Origin of the sequence: Leifsonia shinshuensis (assembly GCF_022606355.1) — a bacterium.
In the GTDB taxonomy this organism is placed as follows: domain Bacteria; phylum Actinomycetota; class Actinomycetes; order Actinomycetales; family Microbacteriaceae; genus Leifsonia; species Leifsonia shinshuensis_B.
In genome coordinates, this window is the sequence record NZ_JAHHZQ010000005.1 from 527,816 (window position 1) to 545,427 (window position 17,612).

The 17,612-nt window shown below is 69.1% G+C and carries 17 protein-coding genes, 1 tRNA gene and 1 pseudogene; 10 read left to right on the top strand and 9 right to left on the bottom strand.

The genetic code is table 11. From position 1 onward, the window contains the following. Positions 1-44: 44 nt before the first annotated feature. Together KNO15_RS21260 and KNO15_RS21265 are read left to right on the top strand one after the other, a co-directional pair. Positions 45-830, top strand: coding sequence for a DeoR/GlpR family DNA-binding transcription regulator (locus KNO15_RS21260; RefSeq protein ID WP_241705929.1), 786 nt, complete (start codon positions 45-47; stop codon positions 828-830). A 16-nt stretch (positions 831-846) separates the two neighbouring features. Then, a complete protein-coding gene (locus tag KNO15_RS21265) occupies positions 847-1,782 on the top strand; it encodes an aldose 1-epimerase family protein (RefSeq protein ID WP_241705930.1) in 936 nt (311 codons plus the stop codon). On the opposite strand, the gene KNO15_RS21270 is transcribed toward KNO15_RS21265, so the two are convergent. Then, positions 1,761-2,465 carry an SDR family oxidoreductase gene (locus KNO15_RS21270; protein WP_241705931.1) on the bottom strand — a complete coding sequence of 235 codons (705 nt, stop codon included), beginning with the start codon at positions 2,463-2,465 and terminating at the stop codon, positions 1,761-1,763. The two genes, KNO15_RS21265 and KNO15_RS21270, sit on opposite strands and share 22 nt — an antisense overlap. Before the next feature lie 90 nt (positions 2,466-2,555). Here KNO15_RS21270 and KNO15_RS21275 point away from each other — a divergent pair, with 90 nt between their 5' ends. Beyond that, on the top strand, positions 2,556-3,167 hold the full coding sequence (locus tag KNO15_RS21275) for a TetR/AcrR family transcriptional regulator (RefSeq protein WP_241705932.1): 612 nt from the start codon (positions 2,556-2,558) through the stop codon (positions 3,165-3,167). Here KNO15_RS21275 and KNO15_RS21280 read toward each other — a convergent pair. Both KNO15_RS21280 and KNO15_RS21285 read right to left on the bottom strand, forming a co-directional pair. Further along, entirely contained in the window at positions 3,151-3,543 is a 393-nt protein-coding gene (locus tag KNO15_RS21280; protein ID WP_241705933.1) for a DUF1801 domain-containing protein, read from the bottom strand. The two genes, KNO15_RS21275 and KNO15_RS21280, sit on opposite strands and share 17 nt — an antisense overlap. A gap of 37 nt (positions 3,544-3,580) precedes the next feature. Beyond that, positions 3,581-4,684: a calcium:proton antiporter gene (locus tag KNO15_RS21285; RefSeq protein WP_241705934.1), complete on the bottom strand. Its 1,104-nt coding sequence runs from the start codon at positions 4,682-4,684 to the stop codon at positions 3,581-3,583. 81 nt (positions 4,685-4,765) lie between these two features. Here KNO15_RS21285 and KNO15_RS21290 point away from each other — a divergent pair, with 81 nt between their 5' ends. The 5 genes from KNO15_RS21290 to KNO15_RS21310 all read left to right on the top strand — a co-directional run bounded on the left by KNO15_RS21290 (position 4,766) and on the right by KNO15_RS21310 (position 9,624). Then, complete coding sequence (locus KNO15_RS21290) at positions 4,766-5,386, top strand: DUF4232 domain-containing protein (protein WP_241705935.1); 621 nt, start codon at positions 4,766-4,768, stop codon at positions 5,384-5,386. Between the two features lie 35 nt (positions 5,387-5,421). Then, positions 5,422-6,699, top strand: coding sequence for a chloride channel protein (locus KNO15_RS21295; protein ID WP_241705936.1), 1,278 nt, complete (start codon positions 5,422-5,424; stop codon positions 6,697-6,699). Between the two features lie 128 nt (positions 6,700-6,827). Then, positions 6,828-7,436: an SRPBCC family protein gene (locus KNO15_RS21300; RefSeq protein ID WP_241705937.1), complete on the top strand. Its 609-nt coding sequence runs from the start codon at positions 6,828-6,830 to the stop codon at positions 7,434-7,436. Continuing rightward, entirely contained in the window at positions 7,433-8,104 is a 672-nt protein-coding gene (locus tag KNO15_RS21305) for a DUF4166 domain-containing protein (RefSeq protein ID WP_241705938.1), read from the top strand. Before KNO15_RS21300 ends, KNO15_RS21305 begins: the two co-directional genes overlap by 4 nt. A 164-nt stretch (positions 8,105-8,268) precedes the next feature. Next, entirely contained in the window at positions 8,269-9,624 is a 1,356-nt protein-coding gene (locus KNO15_RS21310; protein ID WP_241705939.1) for a S1C family serine protease, read from the top strand. Between the two features lie 169 nt (positions 9,625-9,793). Here the strand turns inward: KNO15_RS21310 and KNO15_RS21315 are convergent, their stop codons facing one another. Further along, positions 9,794-10,888, bottom strand: a complete 1,095-nt coding sequence (locus KNO15_RS21315; RefSeq protein WP_241705940.1) for a hypothetical protein — start codon at positions 10,886-10,888, stop codon at positions 9,794-9,796. Then, positions 10,888-11,244 carry a PadR family transcriptional regulator gene (locus KNO15_RS21320; protein WP_241705941.1) on the bottom strand — a complete coding sequence of 119 codons (357 nt, stop codon included), beginning with the start codon at positions 11,242-11,244 and terminating at the stop codon, positions 10,888-10,890. Before KNO15_RS21320 ends, KNO15_RS21315 begins: the two co-directional genes overlap by 1 nt. 173 nt (positions 11,245-11,417) lie before the next feature. Here KNO15_RS21320 and KNO15_RS21325 point away from each other — a divergent pair, with 173 nt between their 5' ends. Beyond that, entirely contained in the window at positions 11,418-11,747 is a 330-nt protein-coding gene (locus KNO15_RS21325) for a DUF4190 domain-containing protein (RefSeq protein WP_241705942.1), read from the top strand. Between the two features lie 48 nt (positions 11,748-11,795). On the opposite strand, the gene KNO15_RS21330 is transcribed toward KNO15_RS21325, so the two are convergent. Then, a complete protein-coding gene (locus KNO15_RS21330; protein WP_241705943.1) occupies positions 11,796-12,260 on the bottom strand; it encodes a hypothetical protein in 465 nt (154 codons plus the stop codon). 279 nt (positions 12,261-12,539) lie between these two features. On the opposite strand from KNO15_RS21330, the gene KNO15_RS21335 reads away from it, so the two are divergent. Further along, positions 12,540-15,416: a carboxypeptidase-like regulatory domain-containing protein gene (locus tag KNO15_RS21335; RefSeq protein WP_241705944.1), complete on the top strand. Its 2,877-nt coding sequence runs from the start codon at positions 12,540-12,542 to the stop codon at positions 15,414-15,416. Between the two features lie 153 nt (positions 15,417-15,569). On the opposite strand, the pseudogene KNO15_RS23540 reads toward KNO15_RS21335, so the two are convergent. The 3 genes and pseudogenes from KNO15_RS23540 to KNO15_RS21350 form a co-directional block, all read right to left on the bottom strand. Further along, positions 15,570-15,659, bottom strand: a pseudogene (locus KNO15_RS23540) (hypothetical protein); the annotation flags it as partial. A 76-nt stretch (positions 15,660-15,735) separates the two neighbouring features. Continuing rightward, positions 15,736-16,440: a hypothetical protein gene (locus KNO15_RS21345; RefSeq protein WP_241705945.1), complete on the bottom strand. Its 705-nt coding sequence runs from the start codon at positions 16,438-16,440 to the stop codon at positions 15,736-15,738. A gap of 978 nt (positions 16,441-17,418) precedes the next feature. Next, positions 17,419-17,482: transfer RNA gene (locus tag KNO15_RS21350), tRNA-Lys, on the bottom strand. Positions 17,483-17,612: the final 130 nt, after the last annotated feature.

Here is a 17,612-nt window from a genome sequence, read left to right on the forward strand (position 1 = left end):
CTTGCGGATTGACAAGAAAACGCAAGCGCAGGAGCATTGCCGGTATGACCGAACCGCTGCCGGCCGCCCTCCGTCGCGAGCGGATGCTCGAACGGATCGGTCGATCCGGGTTCGTGCGTGTCGCCGAGCTGAGCGAGGAGTTCCAGGTCTCCGACGTGACCGTGCGCACCGACCTCGACGCGCTCGACGCGCAGCAGAGCATCCGGCGGGTCCACGGCGGGGCCGTGCTCCGGGCGGCGGGGACGCGCGAGGCGAGCTTCGAGGAGGCTCTCGAGTCGTCGGCGGAGGAGAAGCGGCGCATCGGCGCCGCGGCGGCGCAGCTGGTCGAATCGGGCAGCAGCGTCCTGCTCGACGTCGGGACCACGACCGCGGCCATCGCCCGCGCCCTGGCCGACCGCGACGACCTGGAGGACGTGACCGTCATCACCAACGGCCTCACGATCGCGCTCGAGCTGGAGCGCGCGATCCCGCGGTTCCAGGTGGTCGTCACGGGGGGCACTCTGCGGCCGCTGCAGCACTCCCTGGTGGAGCCGCTGGCCTCCACCCTGCTGGAGCGCGTGCACGCAGACCTGGCGTTCATCGGCTGCACCGGCGTTCATCCCGTCGGCGGCGTCACCAATGTGAATCTGCCGGAGGCCGACCTCAAGCGCGTGATGGTCGCGACCTGCAGCAGGGCGCTCGTGGTCGCCGACGGCTCCAAGCTCGGCCGCACGCACGTCGGTCGCATCGCCGCGATCGATGAGGTGGCGGGACTGCTGACGGGGGAGTCGGCCGACCAGGACGACGTGCGGGCGCTCCGGGCGGCGGGCCTGCCGGTGACCATCGCCTGAGTAATACGCTGTGCCTATGCGCGCACCGACCGGAGAACAGTACGAGCTCGAGTTCGGCGATCTGACCGCGACAATCACCCAGGTCGCGGCCGGCATCCGCACCCTCCGCTATGGAGGCGCGGACCTTATCGAGCCCTTCCCGGAGGACTCCACGCCTCCCTCGGCCGACGGCATCGTGCTGGTGCCGTGGCCGAACCGGGTGAAGGACGGCGTGTGGGAGCTGGACGGCGTCCCGCAGCGGCTGGCGATCACCGAGCCGGCGCTCGGGAACGCCTCGCACGGCCTGCTGCGATTCCGTCCGTACGCGCTCGTCGAGCGCTCCGACTCCGCGCTCACCCAGGCTGCGACGATCTATCCCGAGTCCGGCTACCCGTTCGTGCTCGACACGACGGTCACGCACGAGCTCGACACGGAGGGGCTGACCGTCACCCACACGGTCACCAACCGCAGCCCTCGTCCCGCGCCCGTCGCGATCGGTGCGCACCCCTATCTGCGCATCGGCGACGTGCCGCCAGCGCAGCTGACGCTGACCGTGCACGCGGGTATGCGTTTCGAGACCGACGACCGCTTGAATGTGATCGGCGAGACGCCGGTCGCCGGCACGTCGTACGACCTCGGCGCGGGGCGGGTCGTCGCCGATCTCGACCTGAACGACGGGTTCGGCGATCTCGCCTCGCCCGTCGAGCACACGCTGGCCGCAGCGGACGGTCGCACCGTCACCCTGTGGGGCGATGCGTCGTTCGCTTACGTCCAGCTGTTCACCCACCGCGCCTTCGCGACGAAGGAGGCGGGGGAGGTGGCGCTCGCCGTGGAGCCCATGACGGCGCCGGCGAACGCGTTGAACACCGGCAGGGGCCTGCGCTGGCTGGAACCGGACGAGACCTGGACGGCGCAGTGGGGAATCCGTCCGCGCGGGTTCGCCGGCGACTCCTACTTGGCGAGCTGGGGGTAGAGCGCGCGAACGTCCTCGTGCAGCACGGACTTCACGCGCTGCGCGGTCTCTCCGACGATGGCCTCGGCGTCTCCGGCGGCCACGGCGTCCAGCGCCTCCGTCACGACCTGGGCCGGCGGCACCTTGTAGCCGTCTGCGTTCGCCGCCATCTCGGTGTCCACGTAGCCCACGTGGACGCCGACGACCTGGATTCCTTGCGGCGCCAGTTCGACACGCGTCGAGTTGCTCGCCGACCAGAGCGCCGCCTTCGTCGCGCTGTAGGAGCCGATCGCGTACCAGCTGAGCGCGGAGTGCATGTTCACGATCGCACCGCCGCCGTTGCCCGCGATGGCGGGGGCGAACGCGCGCGTCACGAAAACCGGTCCCCAGAAGTTCGTGTCGAACTCGCGGTGGATCTGCTCGAGGTCGCCGGTCACGAGCGACTGGTTCACGCCGATGCCCGCGTTGTTGACCAGCACGGTCACGTCGGGGGCGGCCTCCGCGGCGCGCCGGATGCTGTCGGCGTCGGTCACGTCCAGTTCGAGGGGGACGACACGCGGGTCGGTGACGGCGACGGTCTCGGGGCGGCGTGCCGCAGCGTAGACCTTCGCGGCGCCGCGTTCGAGGAGCTCGGCGACGAACGCGGCACCCAGGCCGCGGTTGGCGCCGGTGACGAGGGCGACGCGTCCGGTGAGAGCTGTCATGGGGATTCCTCCAAAAGTAAACCGATCTGTTTCCGCCCAATGTACACAGATCGGTTTACTTTGTACAACCGCGCCCGTAGAATCGAGCGCATGACGTCGACCGCCCCCGCCCGCCCCCGCCCGAGGGAGCGCGTGCTCGAGGCGGCAGCGCGGCTCTTCATCCGCGAGGGCGTGAACGCCGTCGGGGTCGACCGGCTCGCCCAGGAGGCGCAGGTCTCCAAGCGCTCCATCTACCAGCACTTCGAGAGCAAAGACGCGATCGTTGCCGACATGCTCCGCGAGTACGGTCCGCGCGTGGTCGCGGGCTACTTCAGCGACGAGAGCGACGGGCGCTCGCCGCGCGAGCGGGTGCTGCACGTCTACGACGCCCTCCATCGGGCCGCGGAGGCCGGGGACTACTTCGGCTGCCCCTTCGTCAACGTCGCCACCGAGCTGCGGGATCGTGACCATCCGGCTGCCGTCGTCGCGCAGCACTTCAAGGGGGAGCTGACGGCGTACTTCCAGCGTCAGGCGGAGGCAGCGGGAGCGACGTCGCCGCACGTGCTCGCCGTGCAGCTGACGCTCCTGTTCGACGGCGCCTCGGCGAGTGCGGCGCTGTGCGGCGGGACCCCGCTCGCCGCCCGGCTCGCGGCGGAGCAGCTCTGGGATGCGGCGGTCAGAGACGGAGCGGTCGGCGACGCGGCGGTCAGCGCCGGCCGGTGAGAGTGCGCCACCCGCCCGCGCGGTTGTCGGCGATGAGCCTGCGCAGGAAGACCAAGAGCGCCTCGCGGTCGATCCTGTCGCCCTCGCGGAAGCCGATCGTCCGCGCCGTCGCGTTGCCGTGGCCTGCCGTGACCAGCCCGCTCGGGTCCGGCACGATGCCGCCGTCGTAGACGAACAGGTTGACATGGTCCTTCGCCGCCAGGAACGCGGCGACGTTGCCGTCCAGCACGAAGTAGGGCTGCACGGAGCGCTTGATCGTCTCCTCGATCGCGGGATCCGCCTCGTGGAGGATGTCCCGCAGCTCGCCGAAGACCTCCTGCTGCCACGACGGCAGCCCAGCGAGGTACGCATCCACTCGCGGGTCGCGCTCGGTCATGGCGTCACCCTACGCCGTCGGCGCGAGGCCTACGACGTCACGGCGCGATCGACAGGAAGATGAACGCCGCGAAGATGATGAGGTGGATGCCGCCCTTGATGCGGGCCGCCTGGCCGGGCATGATCGTCAGAATGCTGATCACGACCGTGAGCATCAGCAGCACGATCTGGCTGGAGCCGAGGCCCAGGTGCAGTGGGCCGGGCAGCCAGATCGACGCGACCGCGATCGCCGGGATCGTGAGGCCGATGCTCGCGATCGCCGAGCCGAGGGCGAGGTTCAGGCTGGTCTGCATGCGGTTGCGTCGCGCGGCCTTCGACGCGGCGATGCCCTCCGGCAGCAGCACCAGGAGCGCGATGATCACACCCACGAACGACTGCGGGAGGCCGATCCCGGTCACGGCGCGCTCGATCGGTGTCGACTCCAGCTTGGCGAGTCCCACGACGGCGACGAGCGCGACGAGGAGCAGGCCGACGCTGATGAGCGCGGTGCGGGTCGACGGCGCGTCCGCGTGGGTGTCCTCGTCGTCGGTGATGGGCCGCCCCTTGGGCGACACCGGCAGGAAGAAGTCTCGGTGCGCGAAGGTCTGCGTGAAGACGAACATCCCGTAGAGCAGCACGGAGGCGATGGCCGCGAAGGTGAGCTGGCTGGGCGAGAACTCGGGCCCCGGTGTCGCCTCGGTGAAGGTCGGGAGCACCATCGTGAGCGTCGCCATCGCGGCCACCGTTCCGAGTGCTGCTCCGCTGCCCTGCGCGTTGAACGTCGTGGTCTCGCGTCGTGAGGCGCTCAACAGCAGGCTGAGTCCGACGATGCCGTTCATCGTGATCATCACGGCGGAGAAGACCGTGTCGCGCGCCAGTGTCGCGCTGTCTTTGCCTGTCGTCATGAGCGTGACGATGAGGGCCACCTCGATGACCGTGACGGCGACGGCGAGCACGAGGGACCCGAAGGGCTCGCCGACCCGGTGCGCCACGACCTCCGCGTGCTGCACCGCGGCCAGCACCGTTCCCGCCAGGACGACCGCGATCAACGCCACGGCGAGCGGCTCGAGCTCGACCGTCCAGAAGGCGATGAGGACGACGACTCCGACGATCGGGACGAGGACCGTCCACCAACGGGCGAGCCACTGTCCGAGCGCTTTCATGCGTCCATACTGCCAGGGCAAGTGCAGGCAGGGCGGCGCGCCGTGGTGCGAGCGGCGGGTGCGGCGTGCTGACAATAGGGCATGTCCGCGTCCTCCAGCCCTGCCCTCGCTCGTACCGTCGTCACGCTCGCGCTGGCAGCAGCGCTCGCGGTCGGCGTCGCCGGCTGTGCGGCAGGGGGTGGTCCTTCGGCGTCCCCCACATCATCGGAGTCGCCCACGGGCACCGGTTCCGCGTCGCCGCGGCCGACCGGGACCAGCACCTCACAGCCCATCGAAGGGCAGTGCGCGACGTCCGACCTGACCGGCACCATCGGACAGGGAGGTGGCGGGGCCGCCGGAAGCGTGGAGGTCACCCTGGTTCTCACCAACAACGGCTCTGGCCAGTGCTCGCTGCAGGGCTGGCCCGGTGTCTCGTTCGTCGGCGACGGCAACGGCACCCAGCTCGGCAACCCGGCGGACTTCGACCGGAGCACTCCGCACGCGACGGTCGTCCTGCAGCCGGGCGGCACCGCGCAGGCGCCGCTGAAGATCACCCAGGCGATGAACTACCCGGAGGCGGACTGCAAGCCGCAGAAGGCTGACGGGTTCCGCGTCTACCCGCCCGGATCCACCGAGTCGCTGTTCGTGAAGGACGACAACGTCACGGCCTGCACGACCACGACCGTCAAGCTGCTCACCGTCGGCGCCCTGGCCGCGCCGTGACGCACCGCCGCGGCGGCCGGCGATAGCCTGATTCCGTGCCCATCGCCCGCCGCCAGCCCGGACCCACCACGCCCGGCTGGCTGATCCGGCTCGTCGTCGTGACCGCGCTGGTCGGCGTCGGCGCGGGGATCGGCGGCGGGCTCGTCTACCTGGGCCTCCACAGCATCCAGCACCTGGCGTTCGGCTACTCGGAGGGCAGCTTCCTCGAGGGGCTGCTCGAGGCCCCGCCGGTGAACCGCGTCGTCGCGCTGGTGGTGGCCGGCATCGTCGGCGCCGTCGGCTGGTACTTCCTGCGCGCGTGGGGTCGCCGCCGGGCCGACCACGCCGTCGTGTCGGTGGAGGCCGCGGTCGGGGGCAAGCGGATGCCCGGCCTGGTGACCCTCCTGAACGCCGCCCTCCAGGTCGTCATCGTCGGCCTCGGCGCCTCGATCGGTCGCGAGGTCGCGCCACGTGAGATCGCGGCGTGGTGGGCGTCATGGCTGGCCGACCGTGCGGGCGTGAGCGCCAGGGAGCGGCGCATCCTGGTCGCGTGCGGCGCCGGGGCCGGCCTCGCCGCGGTCTACAACGTGCCCTTCGGCGGTGCGGTCTTCGCGGTCGAGATCCTGCTCGCCGAGATCAGCTTCGCCACGGTCCTCCCGGCCCTCGCCACGTCTGCGATCGCAGCGTTGGTGGCGCGCCTCGTGGTGCCGGCCAACCCGCTCTACGTGGTCGAGCAGGTGCCGCTGCACCCGCAGATCGTGGTCTGGGCGATCCTGGCCGGACCGATCGTCGGCTTCGCCGCCGTCGGCTTCGTCCGCTTGACGCGCCTGGCCCAGAACCACCGCCCGAAATCGTGGGGCATCCTGATCGTGATGCCGCTGGTGTTCGCCGCGGTCGGGGTGGCCTCGCTCTGGCTGCCGGCGATCCTCGGCAACGGCCGTTCGCTCGGGCAGCTCGCGCTGTCGGCGTCACTGCCGGTCGTCATCATCCTCGTGATCACGCTGGTGAAGACCGCGGCCACCGTCGGGACGATCGGAGCGGGCGCAGCGGGCGGAACGCTCACCCCGTCGCTCGCGATCGGCGCCGGGCTGGGCCTGACGCTGGGCGGGGTCTGGCAACTGGCCTGGCCGGGGGAACCGCTCGCGGCCTTCGCCCTGCTCGGGGCGGCGGCGTTCCTGGCGGTGACCATGCGCGCACCGCTCACCGCACTGCTCCTGGTGATGGAGTTCACGAACCAGGGGCCCGAGCTGCTCGCCCCGATCATGCTGTGCGTCGCGGGCGCGGTCGCGGTGGGTTACGTGCTGGAGCGCGGCCGGGTCACCGGGGTCGCATGAGCGGAGACGTCACGGCGGTCAGTCGCAGACGTCGACGATGGTCTCGGCCCCACGCTGAACCCGGAGCGGCCGCCTGGCCTCCGATCGGGGGCCTGCGTGAACCGGCGGCTCTTGGCCAGGATGAGGGGATGCGGACAGGTCGCGTCTATGTCGAGATCGACATCGCCTGCGCCGTCGACGAGCTCTGGGCGCTGACGCAGGATCCGGCGCTGCACCCGCGCTGGGACCTGCGGTTCAGCTCGATCGTGCCCACCGACCGGTTGGCGAGCGGAGGGTACCGGTTCCGGTACGAGCGGAGGATCCCGCTGCACACGATCGTCGGCACCGGCACCTCCCTCGGCGAGCGCACCCGGCCGGACGGCACACGCACCTCCGCGCTCCGTTTCACGACCAGCGACCGCCTCTCCCCGCTCGGCGAGGGGCGGGGCTACTGGCGCTACCTCCCCACCGAATCCGGAACCACCTTCATCACCGGTTACGACTACGCGCCCGGGTGGGGGAGGCTTGTGGACGCGCTCGTCTCCCGACCGCTGATCGGCTGGATGACCGCGTGGAGCTTCGACCGGCTCCGGATCTGGGCAGAGACCGGCACGCCCCCGGAGGAGTGGCCGCTCTGGACCGTGCTGCAGTTCTGGCGGCGCGGCCGGCCCCGCGCCTCCCGGTGCCTGCGCGCCCCGCGCTACGCTCGCGGGGCGGACCGCGAGCCCGCGACGCTCGAGACTCTGGAGGCGCCGTGACCTCGATCTTCGCCGAAGCGCTCGGGGAGGACTTCGCCCGGCTGTCTCCGATGATGCAGAAGCGGTTCGGCGTCGGCCTGGGCGCGGGATACGCGTGTGTCGGCACCGGCGTGATGTCGCGCATCCGCCGTGGGCCGTGGTGGGTCGTCCCGTTCCTCCAGCTCGGGCGGCTCCGCAACATCCTGATCGCCGACGTCGGCGAGAACGTCCCGTTCACGATCGAGAACTTCCCGTATCGCGATCCCCTCGGCCGCGAGACCGTGACGTTCGTGCGGGAGTACCGGGTGCGGCGCCGGCCCAGCCGTTTCGACGCGACCATGATCCTCCACGACGGACGCGTCGTCGACTACCTCGGCACGCACCAGCATCTGGCGGTCGACCTGGAGCTGAGCGTCGGGGACGACGGGTCGCTGCACCTTGTCTCGGGAGCCCAGCGGTTCTACGAAGGGCCACTGATCGGGTTCCGGTTTCCGATGCTCTTCAGCGGGCGGGCGCGCCTGCACGAGTGGTTCGACGACCAGGAGGGCGTGTACCGGATCCGGATGGAGGTGCACAACGCTGTGCTGGGCTTCCTGTTCGGCTATGAGGGCTCGTTCCGCTGCGAGTTCCCCGAGGCGGCGGACGCCCCGGAACGGCTGAAGCCGGTCCGCCACGAGAACCGGGTGTGAGCGCTGAGCCTGTCGCCATCTCCCATGCCGTCGGGGTGAGTCGGGGAGTCTTCACAGCAGACCCTGGGTTTCTCCCGGCGAGGCCATAGGTCGCCCATGAGGGTCTCTCACTCGGCTGCGCTGTGCTGTCGCCATCACGCGACACAGCTGAGAGGACGAGAGCCATGGACAACGTCGACGGGCTTCCCACGGGTACGAACGAGCGAGGTGCGCAGGCGCTTGCCGATGCACGGCCGGGCCGGCGTCCCCATCGGGGCCGCCGCGCGATCGTGCTGTCGACGGCGGTCGCCGCGACGGCTGCTGTCGGGGCGGCCTTCGGGCTCGCGGCGGGCGCAGCCACGGCCACGGCCACGGCCACTCCAGCATCGGCGGCCGCGTCGTCGGCGAGCATCCATGCCGCCCTCGGGCGAATCGGCTCCGGGTATGGGTCCGGAGGCTACGGCTACGGCTACGGCGGGGGCTACGGTTCCGGCAGCGGAGGCTCCGGCTCGTCGGCCGGCTCCTCGGGGTCCTCCGCACTGGCGAGCGCGACGGCCGCGCAGGAGGCCGGCGTCGTCGACATCACCTCCCAGTTGACGTACGCCCAGGCGGAGAGCGCGGGCACCGGCCTCGTCCTGACCTCGAGCGGCGAGATCCTGACGAACAACCACGTGGTCGAGGGGGCGACCAGCATCAGTGTCACGGTCGTCTCCACGGGCGCCCAGTACACGGCGACGGTCGTGGGCACCGACGCGACGGACGACATCGCCGTCCTCCAGCTCGGCAACGCCTCCGGCCTCAGCACCGCCACCCTCGACACCGCATCGGACGCGTCCGTCGGCGAGGCGGTCACCGGTGTCGGCAACGCCGGCGGCGCCGGAGGGACGCCGTCCGCATCGCCCGGCGCGATTACGGCGCTCGACCAGACCATCACGACCCAGGCCGAGCAGACCGCCGCCTCGGAGACCCTGAACGGCCTCATCGAGACCGACGCGGACATCCAGGCCGGCGACTCCGGAGGCCCGCTCTTCAACTCCGCGGACCAGGTGATCGGCATCGACACCGCTGCAGAGCAGGGCGGAGCGGCGACCGCGGGATACGCGATCCCGATCGGGACCGCGCTGACCATCGCCGGCCAGATCGAGTCGGGCCGGTCGTCATCGACGGTGACGATCGGCTACCCCGCCTTCTTGGGCGTGGCGGTCGACTCGGCGAGCGACGCGAGCACGGGTTCCGGATCGGGTACGACGGACGGCGGCGGTGCTTTCGGCTCCGGCTCATCGACCGGCGACACCGCGGGAGCGGCGACCTCCGGCGCGACGATCGCCGGCGTCATCGACGGGAGCCCCGCCGCAGCCGCCGGCCTGGCCGCCGGCGACACCATCACCGCGGTCAACGGCACCGCGATCGACTCGGCGTCGGCCCTGACGGCCGCGCTCGGCGCCCACGCCCCCGGCGACAGCGTCAGCGTGACCTGGACGGACGCCTCCGGCACCTCCCACACCGCGAGCGTCACGCTCGCCCAGGGGCCGGTGGCCTGAGCCCGGCCGGAGCGGCCGCCGTCGCGCACCCCACTCTCCTCTCCGAGGCCGGTGCCTCAGGCGGACTCCGGCGTCAGAAGCAGCATCAGGTCGGTCACGTCGATGGAGACCGTCCGCGGCAGCTCGATCGCCGCAGGATCGATGCCGCCCGGCGCGGCCTCCGCCGCCGTCATGGCGCCGGAGTCGGCGTCGGGAGGGGAGTGGACGGTGCCGTCGCGGCCGGCGTCGGTGCTCCCGTCGGTCCCGCTGTCGGTGACGGTGTCGGCCCCGCCGTCGCCGCAGACCCGGCCGCCGGCTGCCGGTACGCACTCAGCGGCGACGTCACCTGAAACGGGAGCGGCACCGCCTGTGCCTTGCCCGTCTCGACCTGTCCGGATTCCGACAGCGGCGCCTCGCGCAGCGGGAACACGTTCCAGACGTAGTCGTGCCCCGCCTTCGCGAAGGGGATCCTCACGCTGTTTGGGTCCCCGGTGTAGTCGGAGTCGCTCCCTGTCTCCGACCGCCCGACCGTGAGGAGCGGCTCACCGTCCTGGTCGAAGAGCTGGACGTGCTCGAGCGGCTTCCCCTCTGCGTCGTAGCCGAAGATGTTGGTGACCGGCTGGCCGTCCTGGGTGAGGCCGACGGGTGCGGGCTCGGAGGAGACCTGCGACACGGAGTACGCGTTGGCGACGGCGTTCAGTGCGGCGGTGGCGAGGAACGGCGCCGACACGACGGCCACGATGGAGATGAGCAGTCGAACACCCTTCAGCCACCCCATCGGCAGCCACCGGCCACGGCCCCACTGGATGCTGACCAGCACGACCGCGACGAGCAGCACCCAGCCGGGGAGGCCGTCCGGCAGGAGCCGCGACTGGCCCGCGACGAGCATCCACCCGACGACGTAGACAGCCCAGCCGCGGAACACCCACCACACCGGCCGCAGCGCGAGCAGAAGGTCGGTCAGCCACACACCGAACCTGCTCGACCGCGCGAGCTCGGACATCCGCGTCCTGGCGTGCGCGACGACGTCGGCGAAGCGGTTCCGCAGCGGCGCGGCCGACCCTGCCGGGCGATCGGGCAGGCCGGCGGAGGCCCGCAACTCGGCCGCGTACTGTGCGGCATCCTCTTCGGCGAGTCGGCCGCCGTTGTCCTCGGCCTGCTCGAGGAGGTCGGACTCCAGCCCGTCGGTGAGGTCTTCGACCTCGTCGGCCGGCAGGTCGTCGAGGTGGGCACGTACGGCGGCGGCGAAGGCCGCGACATCGTCCCGCAGGGTGGTCGTGGGCATCAGCGGTCTCCGATCGTGTGGACGGCGGTCAGGGTCTGGGGTTCGTCGAGCAGGGCGGACATCGCAGCCGAGAACGACGTCCAGGTCTCCCGCTGGCTCGCGAGCATCTCGCGGCCTGCGGAGCTGATCGCGTAGTACTTGCGGTTGGGGCCGCCTTCGGACGGCGCCATGTAGCTGGAGACGGCGCCCGCCGTGTACAGCCTCCGCAGGGTGCCGTAGACCGAGGCGTCGCCGACATCGCCGAGGCCGGCCTCCCGCAGCCGCCGCACGATGTCGTACCCGTAGCCGTCTTCGTGCTGGACCACGGCCAGAACAGCCACGTCGAGCACCCCCTTGAGCAATTGCGTCGTATCCACGCGACCTCCACTGTTTCGTTTCACACGGTACCACGGAATGCGTTGTAGTGCGCGATGGAGGATAGTGCGGCGAGGTTCGGATCCACGACACGGCCGTTGCCGGAGGGGGAGAGCGCGCGCCGGCACTACAGTCGTGCCAGCCGCCCACGCTGCCGCGGCCGACAGGAGACGACATGGACGAGCCCGAACCGCCCACGAGCCAGCAGCCGATCCCGCCCGGCCCGCCGATCCAGCCGATCCCGCCCGGCCCTCCGGTTTCCCCGCCGCAGGCTCAGCGACTTCCGTTCAGCCAGCCGGCGATCTGGGGCTTCGTGATCTCGTGCGTGAGCCTCTTCGTGCTCGGCTTCATTGGCGCGCTCGGCGCTGCGATCGCCGCGCGCGGCTACCGTGCGGCGCGCCTCGGCCAGGCCCGCGGCGGCGGACTGGCGATCGCGGGCATGATCGTCGGCGCCGTCGGATTCGTGGCCTACGCCGTCATCTTCATCCGGTCGCACCTGGGGTGACGTCCGCGTCCTCCACTGGCCGCGGCTCCGTGCGGTCGCCGAGCGGCGTCACTCACGCGCTTCGTCGTTCGGGTCGTTCGCGAACCAGCCGAAGACGGCTCCGGCCTCGGTCTCGCGCTCGATCCGCGCGATGAGCTCTGTGTGCGAAGCGCGTACGTCGGCGAACGCGCGGGCGGCGCGTTCGTTCGAGGCCCGCTCGTCTGACCGCACCCGGACCTTTCGGTCGCCTTCGTCGAAGTACTCGACCTCGAAAGCGTGACCCACCTCGACAGACAGGGATTCTGCGAGGCGACGCCCTTCCGCGACGTGATACTTCTCATCGTCCGGTGACCGCCACACGAGGTCGTCGCCCATCGCCTGGCAGTAGTGGCTTTCCCAGGCCTCCATGTCGCGCCGGAGGGTGTCGCTGACGCAGGACTCGTCGTACGAGACGGTTCCGATGATGAACCACATCACACTGTCCGCGTAGTCGGGAAAGACGCGGATCACCGAGTAGTCGTCGTCGCTCGCCACGATCGGAGCTTAGAACGCCGGCGCGACACGTGAGAAGGGCGACCCCTCCGCCGCCCGGCCCGCGTGCTCGTCCAGCGTCGGAGTCACCGCTGCGCGATAGACACTCCGAGACGAGCCATCGCCTCGTCGTTCTTCCGGGCGCTGCCGAGGCCGATGCGTGCCCCCGACAGCGTCGCGGAGTCGGTCCCCCATTTTGGGGTAGAGGGCTGCGGCCGAGCGCCCCATAGTGTTGCCACCGAGGCTCACTGGTCCTCGACGTCGCCATGTAAAGGTGCCAATGTGAACCTGATTAGGCGGGCCGCTTTCGCGGCCACCTCCGTTGTGCTCGTCGTCGCCTCCGTGTTCGCCGTCTCGTCGGCAGCGGTCGCCGACCCGACTCCGGTCGGCTCGGTTCGTTTTCGCGTCGTACCGGGCACCATCGACGCTCCGATGCAGGCGAACGAGATCTCGATCGCGCTGCAGTACTCGTCCGATGGCGCGACCTGGAGCGACCCTCAGACGCAGGTTCCCGCCAACAGCCGGTACCCGACGCTTTCCGGGCTGTCGTACGGGCACTATCGCGCCACGGTGACGGATCTGCTGAGGACCGGTCTCGCCCCGCAGAACATCACCTTCGACGTTGCCGCGCCGTCAGCCGTGCTGCCGGCACCCGTCGTGCTGGCCGGAACGTCGACAGTGGCCGGCACGGTGCGACTCGACGACCCGACGAGCGGGAACCCGCGGCCGGCGACAGCCGGCGAAGTGCAGGCAGTGCTGTATGTGCTGTCGAACGGCACCTTCTACCCCTACACGTCGACGACAGCCCTCACAGACTCCTCCGGGGGATTCAGCTTCGACGGAATCGACACGACCGACTTCTCCTTCACTCTCGACTTCGTCTACAAGGGCACGGATCCGGGCTACATCGGAACCTGGTTGGGCGGAAGCTCTTGGGATTCTCCCGGAGGCGCCATCGGTGGGTCGAGTGCCGCGATCCCGCCTGTCGCGGTGACCCTGTCCTACACGAACACAATCGGAGGGACGCTGACCGATAGTGCCTCCCGGCCACTGGCGGGCGTGGCTGTGTGTGCCATTCCCCAGGCGATTTGGCAGCCCTCCATGTGCAGCCAGACCGCATGGATCGGAGCCACGAGCGACTCAGCGGGACACTATGCGATCGGCAAGCTCGCGGATGGACCCTACGTGATCGAGTTCAGACCACCGAACGGCTACTCGGGGCAGGTCTGGCACGGCGCGAACGCCTACGGACCGCCGACGCCGGTCGTCCTGGGCGGCCAGAAACTGGTGAGCGGCTTCGACGCGACGATCTATCAGGACAACACGATCGCGACCACCGTCTCGATCAAAGGCCTGAGCGCGTCGCAGCTCGCCGCCGTAGGAAACAGCTTCGTCGATGTCCAACAGCTCGACCAGGGTTCCAACACCTGGGTCGACTCCAACCGGTGGCTCCAGTCGGACGCGACAGGGCATCTCACGATCACCTCGCTCCTTCCGGGGACCTATCGCGTCGATCTGAAGTTCACCGACAAATTCAAGGCCTCCGTGCACAAGCTCTCCGACCCCGTCACGTTCAACGGCGAGGGGCAGGCCGCCTCGGTGAGCGCGACGCTCGTCCAGGCGATCCGACCGGGAACCACGGTCATGATGCCGGGGTCCCCGGCCGTCTACCTCGTCGACGGCTCGACGACTCTCGTGCCCGTCGACTCGATGACCACGCTCACCGACCTGGGCTTCAGCACGAATCCCGTCGTCTACGACAAGAGCAGGCTCTCGACGTACACGATCTCGTCCGCGCACCTGAGCGACGTCGTGGGGTGTTACGGCAACGCCTACCTGGGCGCCGAGGGCGTGCTCCACGACTTCACACCGGCAACCGGGTTGTCGAAGACTCCACACGGGATCACGCATCTCGATGACGCGACCTGCGATGTGCTGAAGCGGGCCGACTACGGCTCGATCACGCCGCCCATTCTCGGGGTACACGGCAACCCGACGGTGTACTCGATCGGCGACGACGGCAAGAAGCACCCCTACATCTCGATGGACGACCTTCGGGCGCAGGCCTCGTACTTTCCGGACATCAACTGGGTGTCGTCGTACTTCCTCGACCAGTTCCCGGTCGGAGGGATCTTCATCCCGCCGGGACGGCTGGTCAAGGCGACGTCATCGCCGACCGTGTACCTGGTGGACGGCTGGTCGCGCCTTGCTCCGCTGACATCGTTCGACCCGGTGATCGACGCAGGGGTACCTCTCCAGATCGATGTGGTCGCGGCTTCCCAGCTGTCCGACTACACCGCTTCGACGACCCCGTTCCGAAACACGTTCGACTGCTACGGCACCCGCATGATCGCGGGAGCCGGTAAGATCTACATCCTCGACTCCGGTGTTGCGACCGGTCTGCCATCGACGACCATCGACCCTGAAACCTGCAATGCGCTGACGCTGAACCATTTCGTCGGCACCCTCCATCACGCCCTGTTCGTCAAGTCGGCGACCGATCCGACGATTTACTTCGTGAATGCAGCCGGCGCCAAGCAACGTGTCTTCTCGATGTCGACGCTCGCCACGCTGAGTGCGCCCGATCCGGCAGCGTACGTGACCGTGAACAACGGCTTCCTTGCGTCGATCCCGAATGGCCCGGACCTGGTGATGCCGGGGATGCTGGTCAAGTCCCCCACCTCGCCCACCGTCTACGTCGCTGACGGGTCTGGCGGAATCATCCCCATCCGTTCGTTCACGACGGCGAGCGACCTCGGCGTTCCCGGCGGCCTCGTCACGGCGAGTGCAGCGACGATCTCGTCGCTGACAGTCGCGCCCACAACTCTGAGCAACCTGGTCTCGTGCTCCGGAACGGACTGGATCGGCGCTCAGGGCGAGTTGTGGCCGATCGACCCATCGGTGGTCGGATCGCTTCCGGTCTCGACGCTGCCGTCGACCTTGTGCGCCGTCCTGCCCAAGAGCTCGGCGACACTCGGAACCAATGTCTTCATCAAGACCGCCGCATCGGCTGTGGTCTTCGCCCTCCAGGCCGGTGTGAAGCATCCGGTGGGCAGCTGGGCGACCCTGGTACGGCTGGCAGGCGCCCAGCCGGTCACCGTGCTCACCGCAGACAGCGACTTCGTCGGACGTGTACCGACGGGCGCATCGCTGCCCTGAGGCGTGTCCGAGCGGTCGCCATGAAAGTCTGGGGGCGACTGCATCGAACTCTGTGAACGAAGTAGGTGGCACTCTCACAACGAGGGTCATTTCGAGCAGCCACGCACCGGCCAGTGCGTGCTTCAGCGGCTCCGGCTTGCCGACGCCCTCGAACGGGTCATCGCGCAGGATGTCTTCGATCAGGAGGTTGATCCGCTTGAGCGTTCGCCGATCCTGACCTGCCAGGAGGGGTAGTCCTCCCAGCCGCCGGCGGTCTAGGCGAGCTTGCGGTCACTCACCGGTCAGGTCGTGCTCGGTGGTGTTTCCCGCGCGTGCGCTCTCAATGGCGTCGATGAGGCGTCGTGCGTTCTTGGGGGAGCGCAGGAGGTAGGTTGAAGGGCCATTCGATGACTCCGCCGTGCTCGGCGGGATGGTCGCCCGTGGCGATGTCCTCCTCCAGGTACACCGTGAGGTACTCGGCATCAATGGGTCGACCGGCGGGATCGAAGACGTTGTACCGTCGGCGGTACAAAGCGTCCGAGTACTCTCTGTGGCGGAATTCGACCTTGACCACGGTCCGGGGCCAGTCGCCGCTCACATGGACTTGCACGTCCTGATACGGGCTCTCCACAAGGTGTACCTGGTCGTCGCGCAGCGTCCAGATCGCGTTCGGTCTTGCAAGCCACTCGAACTGTTCGACCACGCGATCGATTGCGCTCCGGATCTCTTCGGGGCTGAGCCTCGCAGGTGCCCACTCGATTCCGTCGACGCCTGTGAGGTCGACCTGATCGCGCGCGTCATCCTCTGAGACTTCATCGAGTTCATCGTCCGCCCAGTTCTCATCCCGGTCCTCCGTGGGGAGCGCCGTGGCCTCATAGTCGTGCACAGAAAGCGCGGAAGGAATGCCAGTGGTGAAGTCGACAAAGATCTGGCTCTGAGGGTAGGAGTAGCTGATCGCGCCCGGGTCTTCGTCGAGCGTTCCGACCGGGTTGGTCGGAAAGAATGTGATGGCTGTTCGGGAGCCCACTTGCTCGATCTCTGACACCGTGCGGTCGACCGATAGCGAGTCGATGCGTCCATCGCTAGTGAAACGGACAAGTTGGGCGGGCGCGGATGGGCCCGGCGCGGGTGGGGGTGCGAACCTCGTCAGCGACTCCTCAGGGCTCTGGCCAGGTGCAAACGCGTACCAGGCGTACGAGGCAGCATCGTCGTCGTTCCGACAAACGGGCACGTTTCCCGACGTCCTCACCGTGGGTGCAACTGATTCTTTGCGTCCCTGACGCCAAAGTTCTTCTTGCCTCTGAAAGTCGTGCCACGACTCCAGCGGTATGCCTGCAGCATCGAAGGATGGGGCTCGCTCGGACTCCTCTTCACCGGGAAGCGTCTCCGGCGCGGGCCACGAACGGTTACTGGCCCAGATCCCAGCCGAGTCGACTCCGATGACGGACAGCTGCCCGATGTCGAGCCCGGTGGCTCTGCCGTCCTCACCGATCCGAACCGCCGTTGACCAAGCAAGTTCACCTGATTCGGGGACATCCTCTTCGTAAACGACCCAGACCGCGTTTGAACTCGCAATGAGACGCGCAGTCGCAGCACGTCGGGGTAACGGTGCGCTCGGCCAGGTCACAAACCGATTCGTTTCTCCGCTCTGGAGAAATGCCACCGGCCGGCTCTTGTCGATGAGGAAGCGGGTTCCGCCGAGTTCGACACAAGGAAATGGATTCAGGTGAGGTGGCGTCACGCTCACACTCTAGGGCGCCCCGTTCTCGAAGTTCCGGCCTGGCTGGGGTGGATGGACTCACTATTTCGCTTGCTGAGCTCTTGCCTGCTAGGGCCGCGCGGACAGTTGATCGCGATGACCCGCGACGTCTACTTCAACCCCTAGATGAGGACCAACATGCCGTCAGAGATGCATTGAGCCGTCTCGGCGCCCCAAGGGCTGTGGGCCAGCCGTAGGCAGATCCCAAAGCCGCGGAGCCTGATCCGGCCACCGACGGCCCGTGGATCCCTCCGACGCACTGGGTGGGCCCCGTGGGGCTCGAACCCACGACCCGCGGATCAAGAGTCCGCTCGGGTCCCGCGCCAGGGGAGTTGCGGCTCCGAAAATCCGCGGAATTCCGCGCTTTTAGAGCGCATTGAGATGACTACGACCTCATGTGATCTCACACGGGTGTGGGCAAAATGTGGGCACGTGGCCCTTAGCGCGGGGTCGGCTCC

Coding starts and splice junctions, on each gene's coding strand:
- KNO15_RS21260 (WP_241705929.1), top strand. CDS start 45: ATGACCGAACCGCTGCCGGCCGCCCTCCGTCGCGAGCGGATGCTCGAA.
- KNO15_RS21265 (WP_241705930.1), top strand. CDS start 847: ATGCGCGCACCGACCGGAGAACAGTACGAGCTCGAGTTCGGCGATCTG.
- KNO15_RS21270 (WP_241705931.1), bottom strand. CDS start 2,465: ATGACAGCTCTCACCGGACGCGTCGCCCTCGTCACCGGCGCCAACCGC.
- KNO15_RS21275 (WP_241705932.1), top strand. CDS start 2,556: ATGACGTCGACCGCCCCCGCCCGCCCCCGCCCGAGGGAGCGCGTGCTC.
- KNO15_RS21280 (WP_241705933.1), bottom strand. CDS start 3,543: ATGACCGAGCGCGACCCGCGAGTGGATGCGTACCTCGCTGGGCTGCCG.
- KNO15_RS21285 (WP_241705934.1), bottom strand. CDS start 4,684: ATGAAAGCGCTCGGACAGTGGCTCGCCCGTTGGTGGACGGTCCTCGTC.
- KNO15_RS21290 (WP_241705935.1), top strand. CDS start 4,766: ATGTCCGCGTCCTCCAGCCCTGCCCTCGCTCGTACCGTCGTCACGCTC.
- KNO15_RS21300 (WP_241705937.1), top strand. CDS start 6,828: ATGCGGACAGGTCGCGTCTATGTCGAGATCGACATCGCCTGCGCCGTC.
- KNO15_RS21310 (WP_241705939.1), top strand. CDS start 8,269: ATGGACAACGTCGACGGGCTTCCCACGGGTACGAACGAGCGAGGTGCG.
- KNO15_RS21315 (WP_241705940.1), bottom strand. CDS start 10,888: ATGCCCACGACCACCCTGCGGGACGATGTCGCGGCCTTCGCCGCCGCC.
- KNO15_RS21325 (WP_241705942.1), top strand. CDS start 11,418: ATGGACGAGCCCGAACCGCCCACGAGCCAGCAGCCGATCCCGCCCGGC.